Consider the following 10,220-nt stretch of genomic DNA (forward strand, 5'->3'; position numbering starts at 1 on the left):
TTGTTCAGAAGTCCTGAAGAGCGCGCTCCACCTGCTCGACCGCGTGGGTCTCGGCAGCGGCGTCGCCTCGGTGCCGGGCGTCCCACATGTCCGCCTTGGCGCGCAGGTACGCCTGGCGTACCCGTAGGCGCTCGATCTCGGCGGCCAGCCGGTCGGCGTGCCGCGCGAAGAGGTCGCGCTGTTCGGCGGCGGCCGCCCGGTCGCCCTCGTCGAGCAGCGCCAGGTACCGGCGCATGTCCGCGACGCTCATCCCGGACGACCGCAGGCAGGCCAGGGCGTCGACCCGCTCGGCGAGCGGAGTGTCGTAGCGGCGGTGGCCGCTGCTGTCGTCGCGGGGTACCGCACCGAGCAGGCCGACCTTCTCGTAGTAGCGCAGCGTCGGCTCGCTGAAGCCCGACCGCTGCGCCATCTCCTGGATGGTCAGGGGCCATTCCGCCCGCTCCCGGCCGTCCTTCGTCGCTGCCATGGATGAAGCGTCCCCAACTTCAAGCGCTTCAAGTCAACCGATGTGACGCGGGGCACCCATCAGCGGTTTGCCCGTTCGATACCTCGCCGGACGAGGCCGCTGATGCCGGGGAGGGTGATCGCCCGGATGGTCAGATCGCTCATCCAGACGTGGAATCGGCTGGGTGGCGCGTACTGGGCCATTCCCCGGCGGGCGAGTGCCTGTCGTTTGCCGACCTCCGGGCGTAGTCCGGCCTCCCACTCGGCGAGTGCTGCCGGGAGGGCGTCGGCGTGCCGTCGCAGGGCGGTGCCGAGGTGGTCGGCGCCGGCCAGGGCGAGGGCCGCGCCGTGTCCGGCGAAGAGCGTCACGCACCACGCCGCGTCTCCGAGCAGCACGATGCGGCCGGCGCTCCAGCGCGGCATGACCACCTGGCTGACGGCGTCGAAGTAGGCGCTGGCCGGGTCGGCCTCCAGGTGGTCGATCGCGTCGGGCACGCCGCCTGACAGATCTCCGAACGCGGTCCGCAGCGCGTCGACCGGCCCGCGCCTCAGGTCGGCGGTGGGCTCCGCGCTGCGGTAGGTGAAGAACGCCGATGACCGTTTCGGCCCCAGGTTGACGATCGCCGCGGTGCGTCCGGGGCCGATGTACGTGGTGGCGGACGACTCGGGCACGCCGGGCACCGGGTGGGGTAGGGGGAAGGCGGCCACGAGGTACGGGAGGTCCACCCGGGAGTCGGGGCCGAACACGGCGGTGCGGGTGGCCGAGTGCACCCCGTCGGCACCGACCAGCAGGTCGGCCTGCTCGATGCTGCCGTCGCTCAACTCCACGCGTACGTGATCAGTGTCCTGTTCGACGGACGTGACGGTGGTGGCGAAGCGGATGTCGACATGGTCCCGCACCGCTTCGAAGAGGCTGGATTCCAGGTCGCCGCGGAACACCGAGAGGGCTCGCTTGCCGAGTGCGGCCTCGGCGATGGCGGACGGCACTGTGAACTTGGGTCGTCCGTCGGCGTGGACCAGCACTGTGGTGAACAGCCCCAGGTCGGCGGCGGACAGCGCGGGGAGCAGGCCGAGGCGTTCGGCGGCGTCGTAGCCCGGCCCGATCAGGTTCACCATGTAACCGCTGCTGCGTCGGGCCGGGGCCCGTTCGGCCACGGTGACCTGCCACCCGTCCTGGTGGAGTCGGAGGGCTGTGGCCAGCCCGGCTATCCCCGCGCCCACGATCACCGCACGTTTCATCAGGCACCTCGCCACCTAGAATGAGCATCTGTTCAAACTAGTATGAGCGCTTGCTCATACCGGCGCAAACGGCGGCGGCGGAACCGCCTAGACTTCGGACATGCCGCGCGGAGTTGCCATCCCAGCGCTCAGACAGCAGCTCTTCGCTGCCGTCGAGCGGTTGATCGTGGAAGAGGGTCCGAGCCGGCTCACCGGCCGGGCCGTGACGCGCGAGGCCGGGGTCGCGACCGGCCTGCTCTACGCGCACTTCGCGAACTTCGACGACTTCCTGACCGGGTTCGCGGTCGACCGGGTCTTCCACATCTCCGGCGAGGTGGCCGGCCTGCCGGAGCGCGCCGGCTCCGGCACTGTCGCCGACAATCTGCGCCAGGCCGTCCTGGTGACACCGCTGGGCACACTGACGGCGTTGACCCGGCTGACCGCATTCCGGCCGGAGTTGACGGCGAACGTCGAAGCGGTCCTGGGCAGCGGGATGTCAGGGCTACGGGGGATCGAACGCGCGGTCGCCGGCTACCTGGCCGCCGAGCAGAACCGTGGGCGCGTGCCAGCCGGCGTCGACACCGAGGCACTGGCCCTGGCGGTGGTCAGCGTCCTGCATCACGTCGCGCTGATTGGCCACACCGACTCGACAGCGGAGCACCGGATCCAGCGCGTGATCGACGCGCTCACCGCCGGTTTCCCCGCGGCGGCACCCTCCTGAGCGCCGCGCCACAACCTGCGGCGCTGCCCACGCCCGGAACAACTCACTCATAGCCGACGTGGATGATCAGCCTGCCCTCCCGGGGGTCGGCCCCCACGTAGACAGACGCCGGGTCGAACAGCGTCGGTGACAGGCTCAGGTCCTCGGAGAGACCCATTTCGCGTGCCAGGTCCTCCGGAGACTGCCCCGCTGCGGGCACCACTGTGATCGTTCGCCAGCATCCACCGGAGGCGCACTCCATGCTCTCGTCGGCGACCGTCGCTCCGGGCGGCACCTCCGGCATGCGCCACGTCGGCGGCAACGATCCCTCGGTCTTGAACACCTGCAACCACAGGAACGACAGGACCCACAGGCACGACAGCAGGCCCAGCGTCACGGACACGGCCACGAGGGTGCGCCTGGTGCGTCTCCTCAGCGCGGTCCGCGACGTCATCGCGCGATGGTAGCGGGGCACCGTCGGCCAGCCGGGCAGGAGTGGGGCCCCAGGTCAGCCGGTGAAGGGCTCGGGTCCGAGGCGGCCCCAGGCGACGAACGCGGCCATCGCGAGGTAGACCAGATTCAGCACGATGAACCTCGCCTCGCGGTAGCGCAGGTGGGTGATCATCGCGCCGACCATCAGCAGGATCCAGCAGATGGCGGTGACCGGCACCAGCACCGGTGCGATGTCGAGCACGCCGGGCAGGATCAGGCCGACCGCGGCCAGGATTTCGAGGACCCCGAGGGTCTTGACGAAGCGCACACTGGCGTCGCCGGTCCACCCGCCGCCGTTGGCCGCGGACAACTTCTGCTTGGGTACGAATGTCTTGGTGATGCCGCCGGCCAGGGCAATTGTGGCCAACAGGCCGGCCGCGATCCACAGTGCCAGGTTCATGAGTGTCCCCTCCGTATCGGGTCGTACAGGAGACACCGCCGGCCGGTGCGCTGTGACGGCTCGCGAAGTGACGAGGAGCACGGACACCCGACGTCACAGAAGTCGGGGGGCCGGTGTCTGGTGGGCGTCGCGGGCGAGTTCGGTGAGACTGGAGGACGCATGGATGCTGGAGGCGGAATCGTGGGTGCGGACGGCCGGGGGGACGGTGCCGTCGACGCGTTCGTCAGCCACCGGAACCTGCTCTTCACCGTCGCGTACGAGATGCTCGGCTCGGCCGCCGACGCGGAGGACGTACTCCAGGAGACCTGGCTGCGGTGGGCGGACGCGGATCTCGCGACGGTGCGGGACCAGCGCGCCTTCCTGGTCCGCATCACCACTCGTCAGGCGCTCAACCGGTTGCGTGCACTCGGCCGGCGCCGGGAGTCCTACGTGGGCTCCTGGTTGCCGGAGCCGTTGTTGACAGCTCCCGACGTCGCCGACGACGTCGAACTGGCCGAGAGCGTCTCGATGGCGATGCTGCTGGTGCTGGAGACGCTGGCGCCGACCGAGCGGGCGGTGTTCGTCCTCCGTGAGGTCTTCGACCTGGGATACGACGAGATCGCCGAGGCGGTCGACAAGAGTCCGGCCGCGGTCCGTCAGATCGCCCACCGTGCGCGGGCGCATGTCACCGCGCGGCGGCCGCGCGGGATGGTCTCGCCGGCCGAGACCCGACGTGCGCTCACGGCGTTCCGGCTGGCGGTCGAGACCGGCGACGTGCAGGGCCTGCTCGACGTCCTCGCGCCGGACGTCGTGCTCCTCGGCGATGGCGGCGGGATCAAGCAGGCAGTGCTGCGGCCTGTCGCCGGGGCGGACAAGGTGGCCCGCCTGCTCTGCAGCACACACGCGAGAATCGAAACCATGTCGCTGCACCCCGCCCAGGTCAACGGTCACCCGGCGTTGATCCTGCGGCTCGACGGCGCTGTCGACACGGTCCTCGCGCTGCGTGTCGACGACGGTCTCATCAGCGGGGTCTACGCCGTGCGTAACCCGGAGAAGTTGTCGCACATGCGGCGTGAGACCACCCTGCGCCGCTGACGCTAGTACGGGGGCGTGGGCGTCTCCGGCGACCGGTGGCGGGATCGTCGGGCGTCCGCTGCGGCGACGCCGAGCAGCACCACGGCGGCGACCGCGCCGGCGGTGAGCGGCTGGAGGTGCAGTGCTGCCGGCGTCAGTAGGCCGAGCGCCAGCAGACCAGCGATCCGGCTTCGGGAGACCCGGCCGAAGACCTGGTATTCGAGGGTGGATCGTCCGGCGAGGAAGAGTGCGGGGCCGCCGAAGATGGCGATGAGCCAGGTTGCCGGGAGGTGCCCGAGCGGCTCGGCGATGAACAGTTCGAAGCCGACGCCGGTCAGCACGATCGCCGCGATCATGATCATGTGGGCGAACGCCATGTCGGTCGCGAGCCGGGCCGGGTTGCGGGAGCGGTCGACGGCCGTGCCCAGCATCCCGCCCGCCACGTGGAAGTAGATCCGCCAGAGCAGGACGGTGCTCGCCAGCGCCAGGACAAACCCATAGGTCTGGTCTGTGTGGAACTCGCTGCCGCTGAAGGCGAGGCCGATGACGAAGATCGCCTCGCCGAGAGCGATGAGGAGGAACTGTTGGTACCGCTCGGCCAGGTGCTCGGCTGCGATCATCTGGACGCCGAGTCGCTGCGCGCCGAGTCGGGGGGTCGGCCAGCCGAGGAACAGCCCGGTGTAGTCGATCAGCACGGCGAGGGTCCAGAGTGTCCCGCGAACCGTGCCGTCGTTGACCAGCCCGCCGACGACCCAGAGCGGTGCGCTCAAGCCGAACCAGAACAGGATCCGGATGGACTGTTGAGGGTCCGGCCGGCCGTGCCCGGCGACGTGGAAGAACACCACTCGGCCGATCTGGAGGGTCACCAGGGTGATGGCGAAGAGCGAGGCCCGTGCGCCGAAGCCGTGCGGCACGGCGACCGCCATCGTCATGGCACCGACCAACGTCATGATGATGACGGTCTGGACGATCGGGGCGTCCGGGTCCAGCCAACTGGTCGACCAGACCGTCACCGACCAGACCGCCCACAGCGCCAGGAACAGCAGCAGCGCCTGGCCGAGGCCCGCGTACACGCCGCGTTGGCCGTCGGTGAAGTCGGCGATCAGCCGCGCGGAGATCCGGGTGAGGGCGAACACGAAGACCAGGTCGAGGAAGAGTTCCAGAAAGGTGGCCCGTTGACGGGTGGCTTCGCTGCGCAACAGTCCGTCGGGGGTGTTCCTCATCGGCTCGCCACTCGCCGGTGTCGCCGAACGGCCACGTGCCCTCCCGTCGCGGTGATCTCCTCACCTAACGAGCCAGAGGGCGGCTGTGGCACGTGGAGGAGGGGGCAGGCCCGCCACAAGAGTCACCAATCCGTCACCCGGCCGCTACGGCAGGTGTACGCCCTTACGCTCGTGGGCGTGCCCGGACCTGACGAGAAGGCCACTGAACAGGACCGGCGTGACCTCATCGTCACCGTCGCGCGAGAGTTGGCCGAGTCGGAGGGCTGGACGGGTGTGACCACCCGACGGCTCGCCGAACGAACCGGGATCGACATGGTCGACATCTATCGGCACTTCCCCGATCTGGAGGCGCTGATCGCCGCCGTCGCGGTGTGCGCCTTCGCCGACCTGGCCGCCGATCTCGCCGAGGCGCACGCCGAGACCGCCGGCAGCCCCGAGGGGGTCTGGCCGGCGGTCGCGACCGCGTACCTCGACTTCGCGTACACCAATCCCGAGGTCTATGACGCGATGCTCGCGCTGACCCCCGACCTGGCGCTCGGCGTGGATGGCGTGCCGGCCGCGCCGCGGGCGGTCTTCGCCGAGCTGCGGGCGGCCCTGACCCCGCTGGCCGAGGGCCGGGACCCGGACACCCTCGCCGAGGTGGGGTGGAGCCTGCTGCACGGCGTGGTGATGCTCACCCGCGGTGGCCGGCTGCGACCCGAGGGGCAGGAGGACCGCGAAGCGTTGATCGCGCAACGGCTGCTGCGGTGGCCGTGACCGCGCCGCCGCCCTCGATCGTGGTCAGTTGATGGGCTGTCGGTCGGCCGGACCCTTGTCGGTGAACCGGAACGTGGTGTTCAGCTTGGCGTTGCCCAACTCCTTGAGGACCAGGCCGTTGCCGGGGAGGTGCTGGAGGTATCGGGTCTCACTGCCGATCGCGTACGTGCCGTCGCCCTTGGCGATGATGGTGAACCGCTGGATCGGGTCGTCCGGGTCGCAGACGACCGCGCCGATGGTCAGTTCGGGCTCGATGTCCAGGCCGTTCACCTGCCAGCAGGAGGGGTCGTCGTTGGCGGGGTGGTCGTCCTTCACGCCGAATGCCTTGATCACGTACCGGTCGCCGCCGATCGGCGTCGGCACGAACAGGGTGCGACCGCCGGTGTCGCCGCCCTCCTCGAGCCGGCCGCTGATCTCCAGGGCCTCCCCGGAACCCTGCACCCGGGTGATCGTGACCTCGCGCTTGCCGGACAGCAGTGGGTCGGTCGCCGCAGCTGCCGAGGTGGCCGGAGCCGCTGCCGTCGGCGTGCCCGTCACGGCACCCGACGGCGTCGGCGTGCCCGCCGGCTCGTCGGCACCGCCCTGGCATCCCACCAGTGTGCTGGTGCAGACCAGCACTGCCGCGCCGATGATCCACTTCATGGTGACCATGCCGTACTCCTCAAGAGCCGTCCCGAGCTGTCGGGCGGAAATCATCATGGGTGTCGCATTCGCACGACGACGGGCCGCGACGGAACGGTTCACGAAAATCCAGAAGATCTCAAATCGTGTCCCACCTATCCTGTCCCTCGGTCTTTCAGTCGGTGGTATGGGGGAGGGGATCGCATGACGGTCGACGTGGCGGCGCGGCGGCAGGCGCAGGTGTTGATCTTCGATGCGGACGACACGTTGTGGGAGAACAACGTCGTCTTCGAGCGGGTGATCGACGACTTCCTGGGCTGGCTGGACCACCCCACCCTGGACCGGGCCGAGCTGCGGGCCGTCCTCGACGACATCGAGCGGGCCAACGCGGTGGCGCACGGGTACGGCAGCAAGGTCTTCCTGCGCAGCCTGGCGGAGTGCCTGGAGCGGTTGCGGGAGCGGCCGGCCACCGACGCCGAACGCCAGGAGATCGACCGGCTGGCGGTGGCCCTGGTCGAGCACCGGGTGGAGCTGATGCCCGGGGTGGCGGACGCGCTCGACGAGCTGGCCGGCCGGCACGAGCTGCTGCTGCTGACCAAGGGCGACCAGGAGGAGCAGCAGCGCAAGCTGGACGCCTGCGGCCTGCTGCACCACTTCGGGGCCGCGCACATCGTCCCCGAGAAGAACGTCGACACGTACCGGTGGCTCACTCGGGAGCACGACTTCGCGCCGGCCGACGCGTGGATGATCGGCAACTCCCCGAAGTCCGACATCCTGCCGGCCCGGGCGGCCGGGTTGAACGCGGTGTTCATTCCGAACGCGAACACCTGGGTGCTGGAGGACGACGAGCTGGACCCGACCGACGACGCGGTGCTGCGGCTCGCCGCGTTCCGGGACCTGCTGCGGCACTTCTGACCGTACCGAAGCCAAACAGCGTCGGCGATCATGGTGGCGTTACGCCGAGATGCCTGTTTTTCCCCGTGGCATCACTCCTGCCTCCGACGGTCCGACGCGGCTTGTCCGGTCGACCGGAGCACACCTAGCCTGGTCCGGCGCTCGCGGCCTTTCGGGGTGTGTCGGGGCGCGTCGGCGTTCGGCGGATGAGCACCGTGGAGCTGAGTGCTGACGGAGTGGCTGGCCCACCCCGTTCCGGCGTGCGGCGTCACGTGCCACGCCCGCGCCGCGGGGTGCCGGAGCTGTCCGCTTCCCTGTCGGACGGCCGAGGGTCAGGGCCGGGTAGTTGCGGACCCGGTCCTGACCCGGCCGGCGAATCGTTCAACCGTGGCGAGCGGGGCAGACCGCTCGCCAGATCGACTGTCAGGATGGCGGCATGAAGCGCAGGTCCCTTTTGCTCGGCGCGGCGGCAGGTCTGGCCGCCCCGGCGGTGCTCACCCCGGCCGCACCCGCACTCGGTGCGAGCGGGCCGCTGCGCCCGACCTGGGGCATTGCCCCGGTGCCCGGCCCCCGGTCGGCGCTGCCGCTCCACAACCGCGCCAGTGAACTGCGGACGCTGCCGGCGGAGACGAAGCAGGTGATCATCGTCGGCGCCACCAGCTACACCACCACCTACGCCACGCTGGAGGCGTACGTGCGGGTCCGCAACGGCTGGCAGCCGGCCGCGGCGAAGTTGCCCGCCCGGATCGGCTCGAAGGGCTTCAGCGACAACCACGTGGAGGGTGTGCCGACCACGCCGACCGGCGTCTACTCGATCGGCCCCACCATGTACGGCATCGCCGCCAACCCGGGCGTGCGCTTCCCCTACCACCGGCTGGTCAGCGGTGACTGGTGGAACGAGAACCCGTCGTCCGCGCTGTACAACACCTTCCAGCACAGTGCCACCAACCCGGGCGGGGCCAGCGAGGCGCTGTGGCAGGAGGTTCCCGCGTACACGCACTTCGCGGTGATCACCTACAACATGCCGCCGAACGTGGCGAAGCCGGTGCCGAACGCGGGCAGTGGGATCTTCCTGCACCAGTTCAGCACCACCGCCGGCAACGCCACCGCCGGCTGCGTCTCGCTCGCCCACGACCACCTGGTCGACGTGCTCAACTGGCTGGACCCGGCGCTGTCACCACGCATCGTGCTCAGCCCGTACGCCCAGCTCAGCCGATACTGAGAAGTGTGGTGGCTCAGCCCTCGCGTCGGACGATCGACACCGCCACCCGGCAGAACTCGTCCATGTCCGGGTTGAACCCGGCAGCGATGTCGGGATGCAACCCGGAGCGGGTCTCCTCCAACAGCCGCTGGCAGACCTGCTCGACCGGTTCGCCGGCGTAGTCGGCGCGGACCCGGTCGGTGGCGGCCTGAAGCGCCGAGGTCAGCTGCTCCTCCAGCGGGCCGCGCAGCTTCTGCTGCACAGGATCGAGCCCGCGGGGGTCGAGCGTGACATGTGGCTCCGACATCGGTGCTCCCTTCGTCGGCGTCCGCGGTACCCCACCGCGGACGTCGGTCAAACCCCGGTCGGTACGGCGGCGACCCGCACCTGGTACGAGAAGTCCTCCGCCGGTTCCTCGTGGTACGACAACCGGCGGATCTGCCGGTCGTCGTCGTACAGGGCGACGTCCACCAGGACGCCGAGGTGGGCGAGGCCGATGGTCGACACCCGCTTCTTGTCCTGCAACACCGCGCAGACGCCGCCGAGCAGGGTGCTGGCGTCGGACGTACGGTGCCCGGGCGGGCAGCGCAACACCAGGTCCACCTCGATCGGCCCGGGCAACGGCGTCCAGCCGGTGCGTTGGGCCGCGGCGAGGGCGGCCTGGAGCAGGGTGCGGACCCTCGTCGCCTGCCGATGCCCGGCGGCGAAGATGGACAACGCTTCGGTCTTGACCGGTGGCAGGCCGCTCACCTCGAACGTCAGGGCGAGAGCGCGGGTGTCCTGCACGACGGCACCTCCTCGTTGGGACGATCCTGCCGAACCGGGGCAGCGGCGGTGGGACGTTCCCGCGATAACCAACCGATCGGGCAGGCATGGGTCGGCCGGAGGCGTGTCGACGGCGGCGGCGAACGCGCCGGCTACGGCGCTAGGAAAACGCTAGCCGACGCCGCCCGCGCTGGGTAGTCGGTCGTTCACCCGGTGGGGCGTGGTGCGAAGGCGCAAAACTCGTTGCCCTCGGGGTCGGCCAGCACCCACCACCAGTGCGCCTGGTCGAGCGGTTCTTGCGGCAGCGTCGCGCCAGCCGTGATCAGTGCCACCGAGCGCGAGCGGGTCCGCGGCGTCGAGGCAGAGATCCTTGAAACGGGCCCGGCCGCCGATACCGTCGCGAGATAGCCGGACGATAGCTGTCGGTGTATGTCCTCTCCCTAGCTTCTACCC

General features: G+C 70.2%; 14 protein-coding genes. 5 read left to right on the forward strand and 9 right to left on the reverse strand.

Annotated features, from left to right (window positions below; translation table 11 throughout):
* Positions 1–4 precede the first annotated feature (4 nt).
* Complete coding sequence (locus OH804_RS04035) at positions 5–466, reverse strand: MerR family transcriptional regulator (RefSeq protein ID WP_406062818.1); 462 nt, start codon at positions 464–466, stop codon at positions 5–7.
* Between the two features lie 59 nt (positions 467–525).
* Positions 526–1,683: an FAD-dependent oxidoreductase gene (locus OH804_RS04040; RefSeq protein WP_406062820.1), complete on the reverse strand. Its 1,158-nt coding sequence runs from the start codon at positions 1,681–1,683 to the stop codon at positions 526–528.
* A 100-nt stretch (positions 1,684–1,783) separates the two neighbouring features.
* On the opposite strand from OH804_RS04040, the gene OH804_RS04045 reads away from it, so the two are divergent.
* Positions 1,784–2,383, forward strand: a complete 600-nt coding sequence (locus OH804_RS04045) for a TetR/AcrR family transcriptional regulator (protein WP_196924296.1) — start codon at positions 1,784–1,786, stop codon at positions 2,381–2,383.
* A gap of 43 nt (positions 2,384–2,426) precedes the next feature.
* On the opposite strand, the gene OH804_RS04050 is transcribed toward OH804_RS04045, so the two are convergent.
* Both OH804_RS04050 and OH804_RS04055 read right to left on the reverse strand, forming a co-directional pair.
* Positions 2,427–2,816 (reverse strand): hypothetical protein, encoded by a 390-nt coding sequence (locus OH804_RS04050; RefSeq protein WP_196924295.1) that lies wholly within the window; start codon positions 2,814–2,816, stop codon positions 2,427–2,429.
* 54 nt (positions 2,817–2,870) lie between these two features.
* Entirely contained in the window at positions 2,871–3,254 is a 384-nt protein-coding gene (locus tag OH804_RS04055; RefSeq protein ID WP_406062823.1) for a DoxX family protein, read from the reverse strand.
* Between the two features lie 159 nt (positions 3,255–3,413).
* On the opposite strand from OH804_RS04055, the gene OH804_RS04060 reads away from it, so the two are divergent.
* A complete protein-coding gene (locus tag OH804_RS04060; RefSeq protein WP_406062825.1) occupies positions 3,414–4,328 on the forward strand; it encodes an RNA polymerase sigma-70 factor in 915 nt (304 codons plus the stop codon).
* 2 nt (positions 4,329–4,330) lie between these two features.
* Here OH804_RS04060 and OH804_RS04065 read toward each other — a convergent pair whose 3' ends face one another.
* Positions 4,331–5,530, reverse strand: coding sequence for a low temperature requirement protein A (locus OH804_RS04065; protein WP_406062827.1), 1,200 nt, complete (start codon positions 5,528–5,530; stop codon positions 4,331–4,333).
* A 177-nt stretch (positions 5,531–5,707) separates the two neighbouring features.
* Between OH804_RS04065 and OH804_RS04070 the strand changes: the two genes are divergently transcribed.
* A complete protein-coding gene (locus tag OH804_RS04070) occupies positions 5,708–6,286 on the forward strand; it encodes a TetR/AcrR family transcriptional regulator (RefSeq protein WP_406062829.1) in 579 nt (192 codons plus the stop codon).
* Between the two features lie 24 nt (positions 6,287–6,310).
* On the opposite strand, the gene OH804_RS04075 is transcribed toward OH804_RS04070, so the two are convergent.
* Positions 6,311–6,937: a hypothetical protein gene (locus tag OH804_RS04075; RefSeq protein WP_406062831.1), complete on the reverse strand. Its 627-nt coding sequence runs from the start codon at positions 6,935–6,937 to the stop codon at positions 6,311–6,313.
* Between the two features lie 174 nt (positions 6,938–7,111).
* On the opposite strand from OH804_RS04075, the gene OH804_RS04080 reads away from it, so the two are divergent.
* Complete coding sequence (locus OH804_RS04080; RefSeq protein ID WP_196924290.1) at positions 7,112–7,822, forward strand: HAD family hydrolase; 711 nt, start codon at positions 7,112–7,114, stop codon at positions 7,820–7,822.
* A gap of 415 nt (positions 7,823–8,237) precedes the next feature.
* Positions 8,238–9,023, forward strand: coding sequence for a L,D-transpeptidase family protein (locus tag OH804_RS04085; protein ID WP_196924289.1), 786 nt, complete (start codon positions 8,238–8,240; stop codon positions 9,021–9,023).
* A gap of 13 nt (positions 9,024–9,036) precedes the next feature.
* Here the strand turns inward: OH804_RS04085 and OH804_RS04090 are convergent, their stop codons facing one another.
* The 3 genes from OH804_RS04090 to OH804_RS04100 form a co-directional block, all read right to left on the reverse strand.
* The gene (locus tag OH804_RS04090) at positions 9,037–9,309 is read right to left on the reverse strand and encodes a hypothetical protein (RefSeq protein ID WP_406062833.1); all 273 of its coding nucleotides are present in this window, start codon (positions 9,307–9,309) and stop codon (positions 9,037–9,039) included.
* A 47-nt stretch (positions 9,310–9,356) separates the two neighbouring features.
* Positions 9,357–9,788 (reverse strand): hypothetical protein, encoded by a 432-nt coding sequence (locus OH804_RS04095; protein WP_238657005.1) that lies wholly within the window; start codon positions 9,786–9,788, stop codon positions 9,357–9,359.
* 185 nt (positions 9,789–9,973) lie between these two features.
* Positions 9,974–10,099 (reverse strand): VOC family protein, encoded by a 126-nt coding sequence (locus OH804_RS04100; protein ID WP_196924286.1) that lies wholly within the window; start codon positions 10,097–10,099, stop codon positions 9,974–9,976.
* Positions 10,100–10,220 lie beyond the last annotated feature (121 nt).

Source organism: Micromonospora sp. NBC_00860 (assembly GCF_045207375.1).
Taxonomy (GTDB): domain Bacteria; phylum Actinomycetota; class Actinomycetes; order Mycobacteriales; family Micromonosporaceae; genus Micromonospora; species Micromonospora vinacea.

What these genes read in the sequence shown, in the direction of transcription:
- OH804_RS04035 (WP_406062818.1), bottom strand. Translation starts at nt 466, where the DNA reads ATGGCAGCGACGAAGGACGGCCGGGAGCGGGCGGAATGGCCCCTGACC.
- OH804_RS04040 (WP_406062820.1), bottom strand. Translation starts at nt 1,683, where the DNA reads ATGAAACGTGCGGTGATCGTGGGCGCGGGGATAGCCGGGCTGGCCACA.
- OH804_RS04045 (WP_196924296.1), top strand. Translation starts at nt 1,784, where the DNA reads ATGCCGCGCGGAGTTGCCATCCCAGCGCTCAGACAGCAGCTCTTCGCT.
- OH804_RS04050 (WP_196924295.1), bottom strand. Translation starts at nt 2,816, where the DNA reads ATGACGTCGCGGACCGCGCTGAGGAGACGCACCAGGCGCACCCTCGTG.
- OH804_RS04055 (WP_406062823.1), bottom strand. Translation starts at nt 3,254, where the DNA reads ATGAACCTGGCACTGTGGATCGCGGCCGGCCTGTTGGCCACAATTGCC.
- OH804_RS04060 (WP_406062825.1), top strand. Translation starts at nt 3,414, where the DNA reads ATGGATGCTGGAGGCGGAATCGTGGGTGCGGACGGCCGGGGGGACGGT.
- OH804_RS04065 (WP_406062827.1), bottom strand. Translation starts at nt 5,530, where the DNA reads ATGAGGAACACCCCCGACGGACTGTTGCGCAGCGAAGCCACCCGTCAA.
- OH804_RS04075 (WP_406062831.1), bottom strand. Translation starts at nt 6,937, where the DNA reads ATGGTCACCATGAAGTGGATCATCGGCGCGGCAGTGCTGGTCTGCACC.
- OH804_RS04080 (WP_196924290.1), top strand. Translation starts at nt 7,112, where the DNA reads ATGACGGTCGACGTGGCGGCGCGGCGGCAGGCGCAGGTGTTGATCTTC.
- OH804_RS04085 (WP_196924289.1), top strand. Translation starts at nt 8,238, where the DNA reads ATGAAGCGCAGGTCCCTTTTGCTCGGCGCGGCGGCAGGTCTGGCCGCC.
- OH804_RS04090 (WP_406062833.1), bottom strand. Translation starts at nt 9,309, where the DNA reads ATGTCGGAGCCACATGTCACGCTCGACCCCCGCGGGCTCGATCCTGTG.